Annotated in this window: 12 protein-coding genes and 1 pseudogene; 2 read left to right on the top strand and 11 right to left on the bottom strand. The window is 68.6% G+C overall.

Annotated elements, in window-relative coordinates:
• Positions 1-2 precede the first annotated feature (2 nt).
• From rpsG to BMY07_RS12115, 4 genes are all read right to left on the bottom strand, one after another.
• On the bottom strand, positions 3-473 hold the full coding sequence (rpsG, locus tag BMY07_RS12130; RefSeq protein ID WP_026424116.1) for a 30S ribosomal protein S7: 471 nt from the start codon (positions 471-473) through the stop codon (positions 3-5).
• Between the two features lies 1 nt (position 474).
• Positions 475-849: a 30S ribosomal protein S12 gene (gene rpsL / locus BMY07_RS12125; RefSeq protein WP_092777655.1), complete on the bottom strand. Its 375-nt coding sequence runs from the start codon at positions 847-849 to the stop codon at positions 475-477.
• A gap of 492 nt (positions 850-1,341) precedes the next feature.
• The gene (locus BMY07_RS12120) at positions 1,342-1,719 is read right to left on the bottom strand and encodes a hypothetical protein (protein WP_092777653.1); all 378 of its coding nucleotides are present in this window, start codon (positions 1,717-1,719) and stop codon (positions 1,342-1,344) included.
• Between the two features lie 45 nt (positions 1,720-1,764).
• Entirely contained in the window at positions 1,765-7,656 is a 5,892-nt protein-coding gene (locus BMY07_RS12115) for a PA14 domain-containing protein (protein WP_245782337.1), read from the bottom strand.
• A gap of 800 nt (positions 7,657-8,456) precedes the next feature.
• Here BMY07_RS12115 and BMY07_RS12110 point away from each other — a divergent pair.
• Complete coding sequence (locus BMY07_RS12110) at positions 8,457-9,305, top strand: DUF4082 domain-containing protein (RefSeq protein ID WP_177215551.1); 849 nt, start codon at positions 8,457-8,459, stop codon at positions 9,303-9,305.
• Between the two features lie 15 nt (positions 9,306-9,320).
• Positions 9,321-11,024 (top strand): DUF4082 domain-containing protein, encoded by a 1,704-nt coding sequence (locus BMY07_RS12105; protein ID WP_092777650.1) that lies wholly within the window; start codon positions 9,321-9,323, stop codon positions 11,022-11,024.
• On the opposite strand, the gene BMY07_RS12100 is transcribed toward BMY07_RS12105, so the two are convergent.
• The 7 genes and pseudogenes from BMY07_RS12100 to BMY07_RS12075 all read right to left on the bottom strand — a co-directional run bounded on the left by BMY07_RS12100 (position 10,960) and on the right by BMY07_RS12075 (position 22,762).
• Positions 10,960-11,988: a glycosyltransferase 87 family protein gene (locus BMY07_RS12100; RefSeq protein ID WP_281245061.1), complete on the bottom strand. Its 1,029-nt coding sequence runs from the start codon at positions 11,986-11,988 to the stop codon at positions 10,960-10,962. The genes BMY07_RS12105 and BMY07_RS12100 overlap by 65 nt on opposite strands.
• The gene (locus BMY07_RS35330) at positions 11,978-12,628 is read right to left on the bottom strand and encodes a glycosyltransferase family protein (RefSeq protein WP_245782335.1); all 651 of its coding nucleotides are present in this window, start codon (positions 12,626-12,628) and stop codon (positions 11,978-11,980) included. Before BMY07_RS35330 ends, BMY07_RS12100 begins: the two co-directional genes overlap by 11 nt.
• Before the next feature lie 59 nt (positions 12,629-12,687).
• Positions 12,688-12,795 (bottom strand): annotated as a pseudogene (locus BMY07_RS36160) (glycosyltransferase 87 family protein); the annotation flags it as partial.
• Positions 12,796-13,260: 465 nt separating this feature from the next.
• Entirely contained in the window at positions 13,261-17,157 is a 3,897-nt protein-coding gene (locus tag BMY07_RS12090; RefSeq protein ID WP_092777645.1) for a DNA-directed RNA polymerase subunit beta', read from the bottom strand.
• Between the two features lie 134 nt (positions 17,158-17,291).
• A complete protein-coding gene (gene rpoB / locus BMY07_RS12085; RefSeq protein WP_092777643.1) occupies positions 17,292-20,795 on the bottom strand; it encodes a DNA-directed RNA polymerase subunit beta in 3,504 nt (1,167 codons plus the stop codon).
• Positions 20,796-21,128: 333 nt separating this feature from the next.
• Positions 21,129-22,175: a hypothetical protein gene (locus tag BMY07_RS12080; protein WP_092777641.1), complete on the bottom strand. Its 1,047-nt coding sequence runs from the start codon at positions 22,173-22,175 to the stop codon at positions 21,129-21,131.
• A gap of 11 nt (positions 22,176-22,186) precedes the next feature.
• Entirely contained in the window at positions 22,187-22,762 is a 576-nt protein-coding gene (locus BMY07_RS12075; protein WP_092777639.1) for a hypothetical protein, read from the bottom strand.
• Positions 22,763-22,781: the final 19 nt, after the last annotated feature.

Raw genomic sequence — 22,781 nt, 5'->3', positions numbered from 1 at the left:
GATCACCAGCGGTAGTGGGCGAAGGCCTTGTTGGACTCAGCCATCTTGTGCGTGTCCTCGCGGCGCTTGACGCTGGCGCCAAGACCGTTGGAGGCGTCGAGAAGCTCGTTCATCAGCCGCTCGATCATGGTCTTCTCGCGGCGGGCCTGGGAGAACGACACCAGCCAGCGCAGCGCCAGGGTCGTCGAGCGACCCGGCTTGACCTCGATCGGCACCTGGTAGGTCGCACCACCGACGCGGCGGCTCTTGACCTCCAGCGTCGGCTTCACGTTGTCGAGAGCGCGCTTGAGCGTGACGACCGGGTCGGTACCGGTCTTGTCGCGGGCACCCTCGAGGGCGCCGTAGACGATGCGCTCGGCGACCGAGCGCTTGCCGTCCTTGAGCACCTTGTTGATGAGCTGGGTGACCAGCGGCGAGCTGTACACCGGGTCGGAGATCAGCGGCCGCTTCGGGGCCGGTCCCTTACGGGGCATGTCAGCTCTTCTCCTTCTTCGCGCCGTAGAGGCTGCGCGCCTGCTTGCGGTTCTTCACGCCCTGCGTGTCCAGCGAGCCGCGGATGATCTTGTAGCGAACACCCGGGAGGTCCTTCACACGACCGCCGCGCACGAGCACCATGGAGTGCTCCTGCAGGTTGTGGCCCTCACCAGGGATGTACGCCGTGACCTCGATGCCGCTGGTCAGCTTGACGCGAGCGACCTTGCGGAGCGCGGAGTTGGGCTTCTTCGGGGTGGTGGTGTACACGCGCGTGCACACGCCACGCCGCTGCGGGCTCCCCTTGAGAGCCGCAGTCTTCTGCTTGGCGACCTTGTCCTGGCGGCCCTTGCGGACCAGCTGCTGGATCGTGGGCATAGACCGGCTTTCTCTTTAACTCTCGACACCCCCGCGAGGGCGCCGAAGGCACTGTGTACTTGCGGTTCCTGCTCTTCCGCCCGCCCCCCGAGGTCGGGCGTGTCGCCCTCTCTCGCGGCACCCGCACGGGAAGAAAACCATCCCAGCGGGGTTCGGGAGGAACTCCGGCGTGACTGGCAGGAGTCCACCCGACGACATCCAGGTGGACGCCCTCGTCGTGGACCGCGCGGCACAGGCACACGGACCGACCCGACATGGGTCGGGCACGAGTAGCAAAGATACCTTGGCCGTGACGGGGAGGTCAAAACGGGGGTACCCAAGCAGCCGCGCGGGTGGTCCACCCGAAGGGGTGTTCGAAAACACCCCGTGGTGTGGCGTCGCTCTCAGTCAACACGCGTCGGCGGGTCGTCGGGGAGAGCGAGGCGAGTGCGGACGACAGTGGCGCGGGTGGGCCGGATCCGGCCCACCCGCGCCACAACAGGCACTACCCGGTCAGAACGGGTGCTGGTAGTCGCCGCGCATCTCCCGGATGTCCCGCGCCTGCTTGGCGTTCTCCTCGCTGAGGACGACCAACCGCGAGTCCGCGCCGTCCAGGTGCCGCCACAGGCTGGGGGCGAGGATGACCACCTCGCTGTCGCGGACCTTCGCGATGCGCGCGGAGGCATCCGCGTCGACCATGCGCGAGCGGACGTCCGGGGTCACCGAGGCGCCCCATTCCCAGCTCTCGCACTCGTCGATCGCCACGACGGCACCCGCCCGCACCCAGTCAGCCACCTCGTCGGGCTCCAGCCAGCCGGTGACCTCGACCCAGACCTGGTCGTCCGGTCCGACGAGCTCGTCGCCACCGAGTCGGTAGTGCGGGGTACCCATGCCCTGTCTCCATCCGATTCTCCGGCACGCAACCGTGTGCCGTGCTCACCAATAGTAGTGCCGGGTTCCGATGCGGTCCTTCTTCCTTCCCTTCCGGGCTTTGTTCTTGTCCGGGTAGTAGTCGCAGTGGACGTGGTTCTTCGCATTGCAGGTGCCCCGGTAGCGCGCACGTGCCCCGGTCCTGGCCCGGTCGCGTTTCGCCGCCTTCTTGGCGGCCGACTTGGACGGGTACGTCTGGCCCGAGTTCCCCGCCACCGGCTTGTAGGTGGTAGGGGCGTGCATCGCCTCCCACGCCGCCAGCGAGATCACCGGGGCGGGCGCGTAGTTGACTCGCGGAGCGGCACCGCCGCCACCACCGGAACTGCTCGAACCGAAACTGGGCCACGACACGTGGATCGGGTGCTTGGACACCCAGATCGCCCCGCCCGCGGTGACGACCGCCCCGACCACGAACACGACGAGCATCCCCTCGCCGACGCAGGCATCCCAGAAGCAGTTCCCGTCGAGGTCGGTGTTGCTGATCGGGTTGCCTGCCACGTAGTCGTAGTCGTTGGCGCTCCCGCCGTCGACCGGGTCGACCAACAGGAACCGGCCCAGGACCGGGCTGTAGGGGCGAGCACCCATCTCGACGATCGACAGCGACCCCGAGTGCTCGTACGGCCGCTGGTACTGGCCGAGCCAGCCGTAGTCCAGGTTGCCGGGCTGGTTGTCCGGCGTGCCGTCGTTGGCGGTCGCGCCGGGCTCCCCGAACGGGCCGTAGGTGCGCAGCGCACCCGACTGGACACCGGTCGAGGTGGTGGTCAGCGCCAGGTCACCGCGGACCGTGGGGTGGTCCCAGGTCTGGCTTGCGGCAACGGGTTTCCAGGTGTAGATCACCCCACCTGGCAGCGTGATGGACCGCGTGAGGATCTTCTTGTCGGACCCGTTCAGCGCGAAGTCCGCGTTGTCGTCCGACCCGGTGTAGCCGTAGCGGACGTCGGCGACGGTGTCGCCCTGCGCGGCCTCGCGGCGGATGATCCGGTTGGCCGTGTCCCGGGTGTAGGAGATGCTCGCCGGGTCGGCGCCGGTGGTGGTGAGCAGGATGTGGCGGTCGGCGCTGTCCCAGCCGAAGACCGTGGTCGCGCCACCCTGGGTGTACTGGGTGGTGGAACCGTGGGAGTTGTACTGCACGCCGCTGACCGGGTTGGCACCGGTCGTCGCGAGCAGTCGGTCGGCGGCGTCGTAGCAGTACCCGGTGTCGGCGGTGCCGCCCGCCGTCTCGTCGTAGAGGTGCACGCGGTTCGTGTTCACCCCCGCGTTCGACTGGGTGCCGGTCGGGCAGGTGGCGGGCGCGGACGAGGTGAAGTCGTAGCCGTAGTGGTGACCGGTCACCCAGGCGTCGGTCAACCGTCCCGCGCTGTCGTAGGTGTAGTTCGGCAGACCAGGACGCGGGTCGACCCCGCCGAGGGACTCGTCGAAGACGGTGCCCGCCCTGGTGCGGGAGACCACCGAGGTGGTGGTGACGTTGTCGCTCGTCTTCCAGCTCAACGACGTGGTGCGACCCGAGGCGTCCCTGCCGATCGCGGTCAACGCGCTGCCGTTGGCGTAGGTCACGGTCGCGGCCTCCCCGGTGGCGTCGTAGGTCGCCGTGGACAGCACCGTGCTGCCCAGCTTGGTGGTGAGGACGCGGCCCGCGTCGTCGTAGGTGTTGCGGATCTCCTGAGCCGCGTCGGTGGCGTTCGGCGGGACGCTCTTCTCCAACGTCACCCGCCCTGCCTGGTCGTAGGTGGTCTCCGTGCGTAGACCCGAGGTGTCGGTGTAGGCGATGACGCGGCCGAGGAGGTCGGCCTGGGTTGTGGCGGTGCCGTTGTAGTCCGCGACCGACGTGGTGAGCGGGTCGCCGCCCACGGCGTAGTTGTTGGTGACGGTCCGTTCCCCCGCCGAGGCGTTCGCGGGGACCTTCGCCGATACCGCCCGGTCGCGGGCGTCATAGGTCGAGCAGGCCCAATCCCCGGAGATGGCGCTGGCCACCACCCGACCAGAGGCGTCGAAGACCTGTTCGACCGAGCGGGCGACACCGGTGGCGGGCGTGGTCGAGGTGGACTTCTTGACCATGCCGCCCTGGTTGACCTGGTTGTCCCCCGGCGTGCAGGGGTCGTCCCGGGTCTCGGTGTCGCCGTAGTGCTGGTAGGTGACCTGGGCGCCGCTCGGCATCGTCTTGGAGGTCTTGCGGAGGTATCCCACGCCCGGGGTCTCGAATCCCGAACTGGTCGTCAGACCACCGGAGGTGCCACTGGTCGCCAGGCCGTAGGTGGGGTCGAGGCCGTTCTCGCCGTAGTTCGTGGTGGCGGTCGGGTCTGGGACGCCGCTCGACTCGGTCGTGGTGGTCGAGGTGGCCAAGCCGTGCCTGGGTCGCAGGGCGGAGCCGGGGACGACTTCCTGGACCGCGGCCGGGGTGGTCCAGTGGAGTTCGAGTTGGGCGCCGAGGTTGACCTCGAAGTAGTCGATGCGGATCTTCTTCGACTCACCGGCGGCACCACTGACGACGTTGGCGTTGCGCCACAGCGGGTAGGTGCCGATCCAGCTGTCGATGATCAGCTGGTCGTCCACCCAGACGCGGATGCCGTCGTCGGCGAGCAACCGGAGGTTGAAGGTACCGGCGGCCGGGAAGACGATGTCGCCAGTCGCTCGCAGCGAGAAGAAGTCCGCCGGGATACCGGTAGTGGGGACTCCGGGCCAGGTCTGCTGGAGCTTGCCGGTGGGGTCGTTGAACCCGGTCGTGTAGACCTTCGGCGCACCGGACAACGTGTTGTTGTCGTACCACGACACAGCAAGACCGTTGATGTTCTCGTCGTACCCGGTCGTGGTCCTGGGCACGGTGCTCGCGCAGGCCGCAGTCGGGAGCTGACCGGAGAAGCACGACGCAGGCGCGGGACCGTAGTTGTCGACCGGTCGGTCCTGGGCGTCGTAGACCGTGGTCGTGACCCGACCGGCGGGGTCGGTGGAGGTCAGCTTGAGGTCCTTGACGTTCCAGGTCTGCGAGGAGACCTTGCCGGTGGCGTCCGTCGCGGACAGAAGCCGGTCGGCGTCGTCGTAGGTGACCTTGTTGGAAAAGCCGATCGCGGGGGTGATCCCTGCGATGTCGGTGTAGGCGATGCGGTTGGGCCGGTCGTAGCGATAAGAGTGCCCTGGTCGCGCCGCGCCCACCGAGGGAGCCGGAGAAGTCACCGAGGTGGCAGCCGGCTTGACCGCGGCGGTGTTGTCGTAGCCGATGGCAGTGTAGGTGTCAGCGGTGTCGCGGACGCCGGGGTTGACGGCGACCCAGTCGGCGGCCAGGGCGTCGCGGGTGCCGGTGAGGATTCCGTTGGTGTAGGTGTAGTCGGTGATCTCGCTGCCCGGGTCCTCGATCCGGAACAGCTGCCCCGCCTTGTACCAGAGCCGCGAGGTGCTGCCGTCCCAGTAGACGATGCGGCACAGCATCTGGGCGGGCGGCAGCGAGTCCGCGCCGGAGGGAACCGAGGCGCCGCCGTAGCAGTCCTCACCCGGGCGGTTGTAGTAGAGCTGGTGCTGGCGGTTGGAGACGGGGTCCTTGATCTGGACCAGTCGCGACGGGGTGCCGTTGTAGAGGTTCTGCAACGCGGCGGGCTTGCGGGAGTCGGCCACATTGGACTGCGTGTCGAGCTTGCCGTCCGTGCGGAAGACGAAGATGTCGGCACCCTGGGTCAGGGTCACCCGGCCGGTGCTGTCCAGGCCGAGCGTCCCCTCCTCGTCCTCCGGCGGCGAGTAGCCACCCGCGGACTTCTTGGTCCAGGTGTGCTTGGCGCCGGTGGCGTCGGTGATGACGATGGTCTGGTCGACGACCTTGGCCTCGGTGTAAGTGCTACCGGTGCCGTCGAGGTCCGCGGACAGGGTCCAGCCCTTGGGCAGAGCGGGCGCGTCTGTGGACGCGAGCCATGCCGAGGGGACGATCTGCTCGGTGACCGGACCACCGGCGGTGGTGCGGGTGTAGAGCTGCATCTTGGCGGCGCCGGTCATCTCCTGCAGTTCGACCTTGATCGGGACCGCGACGCCCTGCGTCAGCGCGATACCCGTTGCCGCGCCCCAGTTCAGGGCGGTGACGGCGTTGGGGACGTCGTAGACCTTGGTGTTGTTGATCCAGATGGTCGGTCCGTCGTCGTGGATACCGGCGAACTGGTAGGTGCCGGTCACCGGCGGGATGAACCAGCCCTCCCAGCGGACCAGCCACCAGTCGCCGCCCAAGGCGGGCGAGTGCGGGGAGCTGGTGCCCCAGTCGACGTTGATCTGCGGCTCGTTGCGGATCAACGCCGGGATCTGGCCGTCGTTGATCAGGCCCGCGTGGGAGACGTCGTCGAAGTAGGACGCCTTCACCCCGGTCGCGACGGGCTGCTGGGAGTTGTAGGTGAAGCTGAGACCGGCGGTCCCGCCCACGGTGGTGAACGTCGGCGACGACGCCGAGGTGGACACGTTGCCGTTCGCGAGGTTCACCTTCACCGGACCGACCGTGTCCACAGGGGACGGGCCGTGGTCGCCGATGCGTTGGTCGACCTTGAAGTGTCCGACCCATGTGGATGGTGTGAGGCTGTAACCGGATGCGGTGGTGGCTTTCCAGGTGTAGGCGGCGCCGTCGGTGAGGACGCCTTCGGGGATGGTCCAGGTGGGTGTGGTGACGCAGCCGGAGTCGACGACCTGCCCGGATTTGCCGTCGGTGCCGGTGGCGACGGTGAAGCAGTACTTGACGGTGTCGCCGTCGGCGTCGGTGACCGGGTTGACCGCCAACGTCGGGGTCAACGAGGTCAGCACGCTGTTGTCCGCGGGGGCCGAGAGGACCGGTGCGGGGGGTGCGCTGCCGGTGTCGACATAGAGGGTCGCGTTGAGGTTCTTGTAGGTGTAGACGCCGGGGTTCTCGGTGCCGGTCAGCATGAACCAGTAGGCCCAGTTGTTGGTGTCGACCGCGTTCTTGATGAAGTTGGTCAGCGCGGTGCTCTGGAAGCTGCCGACGTCACCGACGACCGAGGACGCCAGGAACGGGCCGGGGCCGTTGAAGCTGAAGTTGTTGAGGTCGTAGAGGTTGGTGTTCCACGCCTTGTTGTAGCCGCCGCCACCCGAGCGCGCCACGTCCAGGCGCACACCGACGACGGTCTTGCCCGACAGCGACGGGTAGTTGTAGTGGAACGCCGACCGCCAATAGGTGTCGCCGCCACCGGAACCGGACTGGCTGTTGCCGATCCGCACACCGCACTGCTGGCACGAGTACCCGTCGGACTTGTACGCCCACGCGTTGTCGGTGTTGAAGCTGAAGGTCGGGTCGACACTGACCGGGTAGACCCGCTTGGAGTCCCTCAACCACGCCTCGTCGACCGACACGGTCAAGGCCCACGTGCCCTTGACCCGCTCCAACGCGTACCGGCCACCGGTCTGCGCCGGGGCCTTGTCCTTGCCGTCCCCGGCGGAGTCCCACGTCTCCACCGGCGGCATCACCGCCTTGATCTTCCCGCCCGCGTCCACCAACTCCACGCCATCACCCGCAAGACGCGGAGTCAGACCGCCGGTGTCCAGAGTGAACCGCCACGACGAACGGCCCGGCTTGCGCAGGACGATCGTCTCCTTCACCGCACTCGCCGTGACCTCATACCTCAGGTCCGTGTCCGGCGCCACATCCGAGTAGTCGGCGGCCTTGCCCGCCACCCTCGCCTTGCGGCCCTTCGCCGCACCATCCAGACCCAGCGACACCGTCGCACCGTCGACCTCGATCGCCACCAGCGACTGATCATCAGCGGTGGCACCAAGAGAGGCGTTGAGCGGATGCCGCTTCGCCCTCGCCCGACCGGACCTGTCGACCTCCAACGTGGCATCGATCGGCTGCCAGTTGCCCGCGGAGTCCCTGACGTTCAACGGTTCCGCGGACTGCTTGGTGGTGCGCGACCCATCCGGGTTCACATACTCCTCAACGAACTGCGACCGCGACACCACCCGCGACCGCACCGGATCAAACCGCGAACCCGCATCAGCCGCCCGCGTGAGCGGAGCGAAATCCGCGTCCACCCTTGGCGGAGCCTGCTTGCCAACCGCAGCCGGAGCGTCGGCGAGTGGGAGGGCGCGGGGGTCGACGGTGGTCGAGGCCGCGGGTTTCGGCGTGGCAGCGGCGGGCGTCACCGCGGTCACCCCGGAGACGACCATTGCCAGTGACAGGGCGGCACCCAGACCTCGGGCAGCCCTCATCAGGCGCACGCGTTCACGCGCGCCGCTATAGCGACGTTTCACGAATTACCCCAGTGCTCAGGCGGTCCCCAACAACCGCACCAGCGAGACCCATTCAGCGGGTCCAAAATCCGCCGACTCGGCGATACGCCAATCGGGTACAAGGGCCAGGTATTGCCGAAACTGCCTGATCAGACCTACCGGAAGTTCACCAAAAGGACATCGGCACTCGGCGGCAATGGCAGACCCGATCGCTCCGCGAGACCGAAGGCAATTCCTCGCACGGCACAAATGGCGTGAACCGGAATGAATGCGATGAGGACCCGATCAAGTCACAAATGCCATGAACCACACGCCCACAAGGCGTACTCGGCCTTCCCTCTTCCGCGACTAGCCCAACACGCCCACTCGGGGTGTCGGCCACCACCTGGCGCAGTGGAGGTGATCCGAGCGCCGGGAGTCACCCGCTTGGCCGCGTCCCCGCTGTGACCTGCTCGGATACGTTGGCGCGCAATCGCTCCGACCGAGGGGAGGGCGTTGTGCGCCGTCTGGTCGCGCTCGTTCTCGGCTTGCTGTTGCTCACCGCCGGTACCGCGTGGGCCGATAGCCCCCGGGTCTGGGTCGACCTGCCCGCGGACAACGCGCAGGTGCCGGTCGGCCAGGCCGTCACCATCCGCGGTCACTCGGCCGGGGTGCCCGGCGACGGTGTCAAGTTCACCGAGCTCGCGCTGCACGACCAGAACCACTTCATCGTCATCGCGGGCGCGGGACAGACCGACTGGGAGTACACGTTCACCCCCAGCGAGCCGCAGATCGGGCCGTTGACCGTGTTCGCCCGTGTTGTCCTGGACAGTCGGCAGTCCACCACCACCGAGGTGCTGCACCTGCGGATCGCGGACCTGCAACGCCCGTCCGCCGCGTGCCCGTGTGTGTTCGAGCCGCCCGGTACCGGCAGGCTCTACAACGAGCGAGCATCGCTAGAGCTCGGCCTTCGCTTCTTCGTCGACCGTCCCGGCAGTGTCACCGGCGTCCAACTCGCGGCGGGCTTGCCGTGGGCTGAGGGCATTACCGCCCACCTCTGGACGCTGAACGGCACACTCCTCGCCAGCACTACCGAGCACGCCAACTACCCGCGGCTCGACTTCGCGTCTCCGGTACCGGTCGACCCCTTCGCCGGTTATGTCGTCAGCTACACCTCTCCCAACGGCGTCTACTACGCCACGCCGGGCTACTTCACGCAGCGGATCAGCATCCCGCCGATCACCGCGCACTACGACAACTACGAGCCGTTCCCCCACTCCGCTCCGGGCCTCTTCGGCCAGGCGGGCGCGTACCCGCGCTCGACCTACAACGGCGGCAACTACTGGGTGTCCCCCGTCTTCGCCTGAGCCCTGGAGGGTCTCGTGCTCCGCAGGTTCGTCGCCGTGCTCTCGGCTGCCCTGCTCATCCCCGCCACCGCGTCCCCCGCCACCGCCGCACCGCTGCCGGACCAGCCGGACTCCGCGATCAGCACCCCCGACCAGGACAGCGTGCTCCCGCTCGGCACGCCCGTGCTGATCACCGGCACCGCCCGCTCCGGTGCCCCGACCACCGCCGTCGACCTCTCGTTCGACGGCGGCCAGACCTGGGAGAGCGCGACCACCAGCGACACCAGGTGGGCCGTCGACCACACCTTCACCACCCCGGGCCCGGTGGCCGTGCTGTCCCGCGCGTCGACCGCCGCCGGGGTCCAGCAGGCGCCGTTCCCGCAGCGGCACTTCTGGGTCGGCCAAGGCCCGCAGGCCCCCCTGCCCTGCACCACCTGCTCGCTGCGACTGCCCAGCCGCGTCGACACGACGTTCACCGCCGTCGACCCGGACCCGCGACCGGTCGAGGTCGGCACCCGGTTCCAGGTCGACCGCCCCGGCTTCATCACCGGCATCGACGGCTACAACGCCTACGACGAGGGCGAGGGCGTCCGCGTCGGCCGCCTGTGGACCGCCGGTGGCCGACTCCTGGGCGAGGCCGCGGCGGCCTACCCCTGGAGCTCGTCGTTCACCTTCCCGGCGCCGATCCCGGTCCAGCCCGGCGTCACCTACGTGGCGGGCCACTACGTCCCGTGGGGCCATTACCCGGTGACCGAGAACTACTTCGCGGCCGCCGTGGTCCAGGCACCGTTCGTCGTCGGGCAGGGCGCGGGCGTGTACCGGTACGCGGATGACGGCAGCGAGGGCGTCCCCACCGAGTCGTACGCGAACAGCTCCTACTCCGTCACGCCCGTCTTCGTCCCCCCGGCCGGGATCCCCGCGCAGGACAGGGTGCAGTCGACGGTCAGCTCCCCCGGGCCGAACAACGTGCTCCCGCTCGGCTCACCCGTGCTCTTCTCCGGCACCGCCAACTACCGCGCGTGGTCGAGCGCGCCGGAGAAGCGGATCACCGGCCTCGACGTGTCCTTCGACGCGGGCCAGACCTGGGAGAGCGCCGCCGTCCGCGGGTCGTTCTCCACGGCCACGTGGAGCACCACCCACACCTTCACCAGCCCCGGCCTGGCATCCGTGCTCACCCGGGCGTCCTCGGTGTCCGACGTCCAGCCCGCGCCGTTCCCGCAACAGCACTTCTGGGTCGGTCAGGGCCCGCGAGCCCCCTTGTCCTGCACCAGCTGCGCGTTGACACTGCCGGGCCGCGCCGACACCACCCTCACCGACATCGCCGCCGACCCGCGCCCGGTCGAGATCGGCACCCGCTTCCAGGTCGACCGGCCCGGCGTCATCACCGCCATCCGCGCCGACAACCGGTACAACGCAGGCGAGGGCACGCGCGCGGTCCGGCTGTGGACCGCGGACGGGCAGCTCCTCGGAGAGGTGCAGTCGACTCAGACCTCGCTGTGGGAGTTCACCTTCACGACCCCGATCCCGGTCCAACCGGGCGTCACCTACGTCGCCTCTCACTACACGCCTTGGGGCCGCTACCCGGTGATCGAGAACTACTTCACCGCCACCATCGCCCAATCCCCCTTCCTGACCGCCCCTAACGCAGGCGTCTACCGGTACGCGGACGACGGGTCTAAGGAAGTTCCGACCGAGAGCTTCGCAAGCAGCTCTTACCTCGTGACGCCTGTCTTCGGCTAAGAGCGGTGGACAGCAGGGTGATGAGTAAGAGCAACAGGTAGGTGTTGCTCGCGAGGAACCACAGCGGCCCGCTGGTGAGCACGGGAACGGCTCCCAGCGGGTTCGCTGTTGCCAGGACCGGTGGGAGGGTGCCGAGCAGGAAGGGCACCGGTAACAGCCACACCCACTGCCTGGCCGCGAGTTCACGGCCGACGACGGCGATGAGCGGGATCACCCAGACCCAGTGGTGGCCCCAGGACCAGGGCGACACCGCGGCCCCGGTCATCCCCACGACGGCGACGGCGAGGACGCGGTCAGCCTTGGCGGCCAGCACCAGCGCGCCGACGGCCAGTGCGGCGGCGAGGGCGAGCCACACCACCGGCGACTCCACGCCCAACCGCAGCAGCAGGCCGCGCAACGACTGGTTGTGCGGCGCCCCGGACTCGGCGTAGACCCGGCCCGAGTCGGCGAAGAGGCCGCCCAGCCAGTAGTCGACCGAGTCCTGCGGCAGCGCCAGGAATCCGACCCCCACGGTCCCCGCCGCCACCCCCACCGCGACCCCGGCGTCGCGGAACCTGCGGCCCACCACCATCCCCACCACAAAGATCAACGGCGTCAACTTCACCCCCGCCGCGACCCCCACCCCGATCCGCGGCGCCGCCAGCACCAGCGCCACCAACGCCAGGTTGACCTGCCCCAGGTTGACGCTCGTGTGCACCGCCTCCGTGCACAACGCGGCCACAACCACCACCGGCCACCACTCCGCCGCACACCGCCAGGCGATGAAGCAGAGCAACACCCCGTTGATCGCGACCACGGCCACTTGCGCCACATCCAGGCCCATTACCGACAGCGGCAGGAAAAGAATGACGGAAAACGGCGGATAAGTGAACTCGAGCCCAGCGACGACCGGGCCGGCGTACAAATCGATCCCAGCTCTGACGAATTCCGCACCGGCACGGTAAACAGCGAGGTCAACAGGCACGGCTCTGGTCGCTCGGAACAGGATCCCGCAGGTCACCAGGCCCGCGAGGGCAAAAAGCCGCCACTTTCGCAGCAAGGATTTCCCACCAGGTCGGCACCGATCCCCAGTCCCGGAAATCCTCCCACAGTCCGATTCCCGCGATAGGTTCCCGTCCTGGATTGGCGCTAACGGAACGGCCCGTCCACAACGCCAGGCCCAGCACGGTCACGAACAGCACCAGGTACAGGTTGCCCACGAGGAACCACAGCGGGCCGGACGTCAACACCGCGGGACCGGCCGCGTCGGGCGGGTCGGCCAGGGCAAGCACCCACGGGGTCGTGGCCACCAGGAGCACACCTGGGACGAGCCAGGCCCACTGGCGACGGCGCAAGACCCGGTCGGCGACGACGACGGTCAGCGGGGTGATCCACACCCAGTGGTGACCCCACGACCAGGGCGAGATCGCGGCCGCGCACAAGCCGACCAGGGTCGTCGCGAGCAGGCGGTCGCAGCGGCGGGCGGCGACGAGGGTGAGCAGGCAGACCAGGCTGGCGATCCACGGCCAGAGGGCGGGGAGGTCCGCGCGGAGGAGGAGGCCGCGCAGGGACTGGTTGTGGGTGGAGGTGAGGTCGGCGTAGATGCGGGCGGGGTCGGCGAACATGCCGTCAGCCAGTAGGTCGCGGAGTCGGCGGGGAGGACGGCGAAGCCCAGGGCCACGGTGGCAACGGCGACGGCCATGGCCACTGCGGCATCCCGAAATCGACGGACGGCGACGAGGTAGACCACGAACAGCAGCGGCGTCAGCTTGAGGCCTGCGGCGATGCCCACCCCGATCCCGCGGCCGCGACCGGTGAGATCTCCCAGCACCAGAGCGACGAGCAGCAGACTTCCGCACCCGCCAGGTACACCGCGAGATCGACGGCCTCCGCGCGCACCGCGAGCACCAAGACCCACACAGCAAACACACCGGGCACGACCCGGCCTGAGAGGTGAACCACGTGCGTCCTCTGGTGAGGGAACCGATCGACAGCCGGTCACCCACCAAGCACCCCCGGGCAACCACCGAAGATCAATACGACCCCACCCCCACCGCGGTTGCCCTGCCCCGAGGGTCTTCCACACCACCTTTGCCGAAGCCCATCGCCAACACAGCGCACCGTCAGGGTGGACGCCGGAACCCCAGCCCGGTTTGGCTACCCAGGACCTCTGGCCGCGCAAGGTTCCGAGGCTCTGGGCGGGGAATAGCAAAACGCCCCCGGCCGAGGTGGCCGGGGGCGTTCTGGTGACTGTTGGCTAGCGGTAGTCGCGGCCGAAGTCGTAGTCGTCGAGCGGGACCGCTGCACCTGTGCCGGTGCCGAAGACATCCGGGGTGTAGTAGCCGTCGTCGTAGGACGGGATCGCGTAGGCGGCGACCCGGGCCTCTTCGGTCGGCTGGACCTGGATGTTGCGGTACTTGTTGATGCCCGTGCCAGCCGGGATCAACTTACCGATGATGACGTTCTCCTTGAGGCCCACGAGCCGGTCCGAGCGGCCGTTGATGGCCGCGTCGGTGAGGACTCGGGTGGTCTCCTGGAAGGAGGCCGCCGACAGCCACGAGTCGGTGGCCAGCGACGCCTTGGTGATGCCCATCAGGACCGGGCGGCCGGAGGCGGGCTCGCCACCGGCGGCCACGACGCGGCGGTTCTCGGACTCGAACTCGGCGCGCTCGATGAGCGCTCCGGGCAGGAACTCGGCGGCACCGCTGTCGAGGATGGTCACCCGGCGCAGCATCTGCCGGACGATGACCTCGATGTGCTTGTCGTGGATCGACACGCCCTGCGCGCGGTACACCTTCTGGACCTCGTCGACGAGGTGCAGCTGCGCCTCGCGGGGGCCCATCACGCGCAGCACCTCGTGCGGGTCCCGGGTACCTTCGAGCAGCTGCTGGCCGACCGCCACGTGGTCACCGTCGGACAGCGGGCCGTCCGGGGTGGCCGCGAGCCGCTGGCGCTTGGACAGCTTCTCGAAGATGATCTCCTCGCTGCCGTCGTCCGGCGTGAGGGTGATCTTCCAGAACCGGTCGCCGTCCTCGATGCGCACGCGGCCGTCGACGTCGGCGATGGGCGCCTTGCCCTTGGGCACGCGGGCCTCGAAGAGCTCCTGAACACGCGGCAGACCAGTGGTGATGTCGTCGTTGACGACGCCACCCTGCTGGAACGTACGCATGGTCAGCTGGGTGCCGGGCTCACCGATGGACTGCGCCGCGACGATACCCACGGCCTCACCGATGTCGACCAGCTGGCCGGTCGCCATCGAACGGCCGTAGCAGGTCGCACACACGCCGACCTGGGCCTCGCAGGTGAGCACGGAGCGCACCTTGACCTCGGTGACGTTCGACGACAGCAGCCGCTCGATGGCCGGGTCGCCCAGGTCGTCGGCGCGGTTGAGGATGACGTTGCCGTCAGCGTCCTTGACCTCACCGGCGACGCAGCGCGCGTAGACGCCGGTCTCCACGTACTGGGCGCGCACGACCTTGTCGCCAGCCTGCTCGCCCAGCTTCATCAGGATGCCGCGCGAGGTGCCGCAGTCGACCTCGCGGACGATGACGTCCTGCGACACGTCCACCAGGCGCCGGGTCAGGTAACCCGAGTCGGCGGTGCGCAGCGCGGTGTCGGCGAGACCCTTTCGGGCACCGTGCGTCGCGATGAAGTACTCCAGCACCGACAGGCCTTCACGGAAGTTGGCCTTGATCGGACGCGGGATGAACTCACCACGCGGGTTGGTCACCAGACCGTTCATGCCCGCCAGCTGGCGGATCTGGGTCATGTTGCCCGCCGCGCCGGACTTCACGATCGTGGGGATCGGGTTGTCGTCGGGGAAGTTCTCCTCCATGGCGCGCGCGACGTCCTCGGTCGCGTTCGACCACACCTTGACGAGCTCGTTGTTGCGCTCGGAGGCGGAGAGCTGGCCGCGCTGGTAGCGCTTCTCGACGGTGTCGGCCTTCTTCTCGTACTCGTCGAGGATGCCCTGCTTGGCGGGCGGCACGACGACGTCGGAGATGGCGATGGTGACACCAGAGCGCGTGGCCCAGTAGAAGCCCGCGTCCTTGAGCTTGTCCAGCGTCCGCGCCACGGTGACCATCGGGTAGCGCTCGGCGAGGTCGTTCACGATCGCGGCCTGACGCTTCTTGGGCATCGGCTCGTTCATGAACGGGTAGTCCGCCGGGAGCAGCTCGTTGAACAGCACGCGGCCGAGGGTGGTCTCGGCCAGCCACGGCTGGCCGGGGGTCCAGCCCTCCGGCTGCATGCCGGGGCCGGGGTAGCGGTCGTGGATGCGGATCTTGACGGCCGACTGCAGACCGATGATCTTGCGGTCGAAGGCCATGATCGCCTCGGCCGGGGAGGAGAACGCCAGGCCTTCGCCGACGCCGCCGTCCTTGGGCCGGGTGAGGTGGTAGATGCCGGTCACCATGTCCAGTCGCGGCATCGCCAGCGGGCGACCCGAGGCCGGGGACAGGATGTTGTTCGACGACAGCATCAGGATCCGGGCCTCGGCCTGGGCCTCGGCCGAGAGCGGCAGGTGGACCGCCATCTGGTCACCGTCGAAGTCCGCGTTGAACGCCTCGCAGACCAGCGGGTGCAGCTGGATGGCCTTGCCCTCGACCAGCTGCGGCTCGAAGGCCTGGATGCCGAGGCGGTGCAGCGTGGGCGCGCGGTTGAGCATCACCGGGTGTTCGGTGATGACCTCTTCGAGCACGTCCCACACGGCCGGGCGGGCGCGCTCGACCATCCGCTTGGCGGACTTGATGTTCTGCGCGTGGTTGAGGTCGACCAGGCGCTTCATCACGAACGGCTTGAACAGCTCGAGCGCCATCGCCTTGGGCAGGCCGCACTGGTGCAGCTTGAGCTGCGGGCCGACCACGATGACCGAACGGCCGGAGTAGTCGACGCGCTTGCCGAGCAGGTTCTGGCGGAACCGGCCCTGCTTGCCCTTGAGCAGGTCGGACAGCGACTTCAGCGGCCGGTTGCCCGGGCCGGTGACCGGACGACCGCGGCGGCCGTTGTCGAACAGCGCGTCGACGGCCTCCTGCAGCATCCGCTTCTCGTTGTTGACGATGATCTCGGGCGCGCCGAGGTCGATCAGCCGCTTCAACCGGTTGTTGCGGTTGATCACGCGGCGGTACAGGTCGTTGAGGTCGGAGGTGGCGAAGCGGCCACCGTCGAGCTGCACCATCGGCCGCAGGTCCGGCGGGATGACCGGGACGCAGTCGAGGACCATGCCCATCGGCGAGTTGCGGGTCGCCTGGAACGCGGCGACGACCTTGAGCCGCTTGAGCGCGCGCAGCTTCTTCTGGCCCTTGCCGCTGCGGATGGTCTCGCGCAGGATGTCGGCCTCGGCGTCGACGTCGAAGTCGCGGGCCAGGGTCTGGATGGCCTCGGCGCCCATCGAGCCGGTGAAGTAGTCGCCGTAGCGGTCGATCAGCTCGCGGTAGAGCATCTCGTCGGCGATGAGCTGCTTGATGTCGAGCTTGGTGAAGGTCGTCCAGATCTCATCGAGGCGGTCCAGCTCGCGCTGGGCGCGGTCGCGGAGCTGGCGCATCTCCCGCTCGCCGCCCTCCTTGACCTTGCGGCGCACGTCGGACTTGGCGCCCTCGGCCTCGAGCTGCGCGAGGTCGGCCTCGAGCTTCTGCGCGCGGCCCTCGATGTCGGCGTCGCGCTTGTTCTCGACCTGCTTGCGCTCGACGCCCATCTCGGACTCGAGGGTCGGCAGGTCGTTGTGCCGCAGTTCGGCGTTCACCGAGGTGATCACGTAGGCGGCGAAGTAGATGATCTTCTCGAGGTCCTTGGGGGCCAGGTCGAGCAGGTAGCCCAACCGGGACGGGACGCCCTTGAAGTACCAGATGTGGGTGACCGGGGCGGCCAGCTCGATGTGGCCCATCCGCTCGCGGCGCACCTTGGCGCGGGTGACCTCGACGCCGCAGCGCTCGCAGATGATGCCCTTGAAGCGCACGCGCTTGTACTTGCCGCAGTAGCACTCCCAGTCCCGGGTGGGACCGAAGATCTTCTCGCAGAACAGGCCATCCTTTTCCGGCTTCAGCGTCCGGTAGTTGATGGTCTCGGGCTTCTTAACCTCACCAAAGGACCACTGGCGGATGTCGTCAGCAGTGGCCAAACCGATGCGGAGCTCATCAAAGAAGTTAACGTCCAGCACTAGTCCGCCTCCCCGGGATTCTTCTCCGGTAGTTGCGTTGAGCAGAGAGAGTTACGACTCATCGGATTCCTCGGCCGGCCGCCGTCACGGTCCCCTGAGGTTCCCGTGACGACGACCGACTTCCTAAAGACGGACTAATTCACGACGTCATCGACGGACGGCGACTCGTTGCGGGACAGGTTGATGCCGAGGTTGGCCGCGGCACGCTCCAGGTCCTCGTCGTCCCCGTCGCGCATCTCGATCGCGGCACCGTCGCTGGAGAGGACCTCCACGTTCAGGCACAGCGACTGGAGCTCCTTGAGGAGCACCTTGAACGACTCCGGGATGCCCGGCTCGGGGATGTTCTCGCCCTTGACGATCGCCTCGTAGACCTTCACGCGGCCCAGGACGTCGTCGGACTTGATGGTCAGCAGTTCCTGCAGCGTGTAGGCGGCGCCGTAGGCCTGCATGGCCCAGCACTCCATCTCGCCGAAGCGCTGGCCACCGAACTGCGCCTTACCACCGAGCGGCTGCTGGGTGATCATCGAGTACGGGCCGGTCGACCGGGCGTGGATCTTGTCGTCGACCAGGTGCAGCAGCTTGAGGATGTACATGTAGCCGACCGAGACCGGGTACGGGTACGGCTCGCCGCTGCGGCCGTCGAACAGCTGCGCCTTGCCGTCCTCCTTGACCATCCGCTCACCGTCGCGGTTGGGCCGGGTGGAGGCGAGCAGGCCGGAGAGCTCGTTCTCCTTGACGCCGTCGAACACCGGGGTCGCGGTGTTGGTGTCGGGCTCGACGTCGTAGAGGTCCTCGGGCAGCTTCGACGCCCAGTCGGGGTTGCCCTCGATCTGCCAGCCCTGTTTGGCGATCCACCCGAGGTGGGACTCCAGGATCTGGCCGATGTTCATACGACGGGGGACACCGTGGGTGTTCAGCACGACGTCGACCGGGGTGCCGTCGGGCAGGAACGGCATGTCCTCGACGGGCAGGATCTTGCCGATGACGCCCTTGTTGCCGTGGCGGCCCGCGAGCTTGTCGCCGTCCTGGATCTTGCGCTTCTGGGCGACGTAGACCCGGACCAGCTCGTTGACGCCGGGGGGCAGCTCGTCCTCGTCCTCGCGGGAGAACACCCGGATGCCGATGACCTTGCCGGTCTCGCCGTGCGGCACCTTCAGCGAGGTGTCGCGCACCTCGCGCGCCTTCTCGCCGAAGATCGCGCGCAGCAGCCGCTCCTCCGGGGTCAGCTCGGTCTCGCCCTTGGGCGTGACCTTGCCGACCAGGATGTCACCGGCGCCGACCTCGGCACCGATGCGGATGATGCCGCGCTCGTCGAGGTCGGCGAGCACCTCCTCGGAGACGTTCGGGATGTCCCGGGTGATCTCCTCGGCGCCGAGCTTGGTGTCGCGGGCGTCGATCTCGTGCTCGTCGATGTGGATCGAGGTGAGCACGTCGTCCTGCACGAGGCGCTGCGACAGGATGATCGCGTCCTCGTAGTTGTGGCCCTCCCACGGCATGATCGCCACGAGCAGGTTCTTGCCGAGGGCCATCTCGCCGTCCTCGGTGCACGGACCGTCGGCGATGACCTGGCCAGCCTCGATCCGGTCGCCCTCGGCGATGATCGGCTTCTGGTTGATGCAGGTGCCCTGGTTGGACCGGCGGAACTTGTGCATCCCGTAGGTCTGGCGGGTGCCGTCATCGGCCATGATCGTGATGAAGTCGGCGGAGAGCTCCTCGACCACACCGGCCTTGGCCGCGACCACCAGGTCGCCGCCGTCGACCGCGGCGCGCAGCTCCATGCCGGTGCCGACCAGCGGCGACTCGCTGCGCAGCAGCGGCACCGCCTGGCGCTGCATGTTGGCGCCCATCAGCGCGCGGTTGGCCGCGTCGTGCTCGAGGAACGGGATCATCGCGGTCGCGACCGACACCATCTGCCGCGGCGAGACGTCCATGTAGTCCACGTCGAACGGCTCGATGAACTCGACCTCGCCGCCCTTCTTGCGGACGAGCACGCGCTCTTCCTCGAAGTGGTTCTGGTCGTCGAGCGGCGCGTTCGCCTGGGCGATGACGTGCCGGTCCTCCTCGTCCGCGGTCAGGTAGTCGATCTGGTCGGTGACCTGACCCTCGACGACCTTGCGGTAGGGGGTCTCGATGAAGCCGAACGGGTTGACCCGCGCGTAGCTCGACAGCGAGCCGATCAGGCCGATGTTCGGGCCTTCCGGGGTCTCGATCGGGCACATGCGGCCGTAGTGGCTGTGGTGCACGTCGCGGACCTCCATGCCCGCGCGCTCCCGGGACAGACCACCCGGGCCGAGCGCGGACAGGCGCCGCTTGTGCGTGAGACCGGCGACCGGGTTGGTCTGGTCCATGAACTGGGAGAGCTGCGAGGTGCCGAAGAACTCCTTGATCGCGGCCACGACCGGCCGGATGTTGATCAGGGTCTGCGGGGTGATCGCCTCGACGTCCTGGGTGGTCATCCGCTCGCGGACGACGCGCTCCATGCGGGACAGGCCGACCCGGATCTGGTTCTGGATCAGCTCGCCCACGGTGCGCAGGCGGCGGTTGCCGAAGTGGTCGATGTCGTCGACCTCGACCGGCACCTCGTTGGCGTCCTCGCCCTTGCCCACGGTCATGGTGGTGTCACCGGCGTGCAGGCGCACCAGGTACTCGATCGTGGTGACGATGTCGTCCTCGGTGAGCACCCCGGTCTGCACCGGCAGCGCGACACCCAGCTTCTTGTTGACCTTGTAGCGGCCCACCTTGGCCAGGTCGTAGCGCTTGTCCTTGAAGAACAGGTTCTCCAGCAGGGTCTGCGCGGACTCCTTGGTCGGCGGCTCGCCGGGGCGCAGCTTGCGGTAGATGTCGAGCAGCGCCTCGTCGGTACCGGCGGTGTGGTCCTTCTCCAGGGTCGCCAGCAGCGTCTCGGAGAAGGAGAACCGCTCGCGGATCGCCTCGGTCGTCCAGCCCAGCGCCTTGAGCAGCACGGTGACCGGCTGGCGGCGCTTGCGGTCGATGCGGACACCGACGGTGTCGCGCTTGTCGACGTCGAACTCCAGCCACGCACCCCGGCTCGGGATGACCTTGACGCTGAAGACGTCCTTGTCGGTCGTCTTGTCGATGTTGGTGTCGAAGTAGACACCGGGCGACCTGACCAGCTGCGAGACCACGACACGCTCGGTGCCGTTGATGATGAACGTGCCCTTGTTGGTCATCACCGGGAAGTCACCCATGAACACCGTCTGGCTCTTGATCTCGCCGGTGGTGTTGTTGGTGAACTCCGCGGTGACGAACAGCGGGGCCGCATACGTCATGTCCTTGTCCTTGCACTCCTCCACCGAGGCCTTGACCTCGTCGAAGCGCGGGTCGGAGAAGGACAGGGACATGGACCCGGAGAAGTCCTCGATCGGGGAGATCTCGTTGAGGACTTCCTCAAGGCCGCCGACGGGGTTCTCGTCACCGGCGTCGACGCGGCGCTGGAACCACGCCTCGGCGCCGGTGAACCACTCGAACGACTGGATCTGCAGGTCCAGCAGGTTGGGGGTACCCAGGGGCTCGCGGATCTTGGCGAACGAGACCCGGCGGGGGGCGTTCGGGATGCCCGAGTTCGAGGGGGTGGAGTTGGTCGCAGCAGTGGCCTTGGTCGCGCGGGAGACTGCCAAGATGCGTCCTTCCAGGACTATGAGCGGTTGACAGCCGCGCTAGCAACAGATAACGCGTCTGTCAAGGGTGCCGTGGTGCCCAACATCCTAGCTCTTGGCAAAGGGCGTGCGGAAAGTGGGCAGCGCAAAGGGGCAGTCTAGCCACTATAGAGGCGACTGTCGAGGCCCGCCGCTCAATCGGTCCTCCCGCTCAGTACGTGCTGGGTAACAGACTGACCCCGGCCGGTCCTGTAGTCAAGATGCCACGCGAACCAGACCACTTTTGCAGCAGTGCACTTCCGCTCACCGATCAACGCTTGACCTGCGCAAACGCAGCTGCTACCCCGTTCGCGCTCAGCACCCGGCGGTGCTCTGGCCGCCCGGGAGGGCCTGGTCGAGCATGTCGAAATCCGTGATCTTCCACGCACCGCCGAGCTTCTCCGCGCGGACCCCGAACACCGCCCCGCTGGCGGTCGTCTGGGCCTGGTCGGCGCGCGTGGTGGACTGGTCGACGAAGACCAGCAGGTCCGCCCGGTCCCGGTCGAGCCGGGTGACGCCGATCTTGCGGACCTTCGTCGTCAACACCAGCTTCTGCTCCGGGGCGAGCTTGCGGACCTGCCCGAACAGTTTGTCGTACTCGCAGGTGGCCGTCCCGGCCAGGGTCTCCTGCACGGCCTTGGCGTTGGCGTCGAGGTCGGTGTAGCTGTAGGAGAGGGTCCGCTCGACGGCGACGGTGAGCCTGCCGGTGACCTCGCTGGTGGTGGCCGCGTCGACCAGGGCGGTGTTGCCGCTGTCGACGCCTGCGGTCAGCGAGTCGTACTTGCCCTTGAAGAACAGGCCCGCGCCCGCGAACAGCACGGCGAGCAGGAGCAGCAGGAGGGCGGTGCCGCCGAGCCGCGAGCGGGCGGGCCCGGGCGCCTCGAAGACCGGGAGGGCGTCGGGCACGGGAGTACCGGTCGACGTGGGCTTGCCGGTCGGCCTGGGTTTGCCGGTCGGGTGGACCGGCTCGTCGGCGCCGATGACGCCGTCCGCGACGAGCTGTTCGCGGTGGTCAGCGGGGTCCGGGTCGATCGGGGCGGGCACCGCGCGGGCGGGGGCGGCGATGTCGAGGGGCTGGCCGAGCACGTTCTCCGGCGGCTCCTCGTCGGCCCCGTCCGCGTCGTCCGTCTCGGCAGGCACGCCCTGGCGCCTCGGCTGGGCGGGCGGGAGGTCAGCGGACTCGGGTCCGGTCGCGGGCTCCGGGGCGACGGCGACGCCGTGATCACCAGAGTCCGGGGTGGCCCCGGGCAACTGGTGGTCGTCCTCGGTGGGCGCGGGGGCGGTCGGCTTGCGCAGCCCCGCGACGCGGGGGCGGCGGGCGGGACCGGTGGCGGGGGTCCGGCGGCGGGGTGGGGTTGGCACGGGGTGTCCTCTCAGCCTGCCGGGGTGAAGGGCACGGGGGTGACACCGCTGAGCTTCCAGCCCTGGTCGGTGCGGTCGAGCGCGGCTTGCAGGCGCAGGTACTTGGGGGTGGCCTGCTTGCCGTCGGGGGTGACGTCGACCCGCACCGCGGCGATGACCTCGGCCTTGCCCTCGCGCTCGCGCAGGTCGGTCACCGCGATCTTGAGCACGGTCGCGGTGGTGACGGTCTTGGCCTGCTCCAGCGCGCCCTTGCTGGAGGCGCGCCTGGTCTCGAACTCGTCGCGCAGCGGGCCGGTCGAGGCGTTGACCCAGCGGTCGAGGTCCTGGTCGACGTGCCGGAAGTCCAGGGTGCTCACGGTGACCAGCGCGGCGCAGGCGACCCGGGAGACCTCGTCGCGGGTGCCCGCCAGGTCCAGGTCGTCGTCGGCACCGGCGCGGGCCCAGGCGATGCCGAACCACGCGGCGAAGGCCAGCCCGGCCACGGCGAGGACGACCAGCACGAACACCATCGTCGAGGTGACCCGCGGCAGCGGTCGGCGGCGCTCGGGGCTGCTCGCCCCGGCGTCCGGCTCGGTCTCGGCGGTCATCGCGCTCCTTCTCTACCCG

The sequence above is a fragment of the Actinokineospora terrae genome (genome assembly GCF_900111175.1).
Taxonomy (GTDB): Bacteria; Actinomycetota; Actinomycetes; order Mycobacteriales; family Pseudonocardiaceae; genus Actinokineospora; species Actinokineospora terrae.
This window is presented reverse-complemented; position numbering and strand designations above follow the sequence as displayed.

Bases quoted from the DNA above. Each gene is read 5' to 3' on its own strand.
- BMY07_RS12120 (WP_092777653.1), bottom strand. From the start codon at position 1,719: ATGGGTACCCCGCACTACCGACTCGGTGGCGACGAGCTCGTCGGACCG.
- BMY07_RS12075 (WP_092777639.1), bottom strand. From the start codon at position 22,762: ATGACCGCCGAGACCGAGCCGGACGCCGGGGCGAGCAGCCCCGAGCGC.
- rpsL (WP_092777655.1), bottom strand. From the start codon at position 849: ATGCCCACGATCCAGCAGCTGGTCCGCAAGGGCCGCCAGGACAAGGTC.
- rpsG (WP_026424116.1), bottom strand. From the start codon at position 473: ATGCCCCGTAAGGGACCGGCCCCGAAGCGGCCGCTGATCTCCGACCCG.
- BMY07_RS35330 (WP_245782335.1), bottom strand. From the start codon at position 12,628: ATGTTCGCCGACCCCGCCCGCATCTACGCCGACCTCACCTCCACCCAC.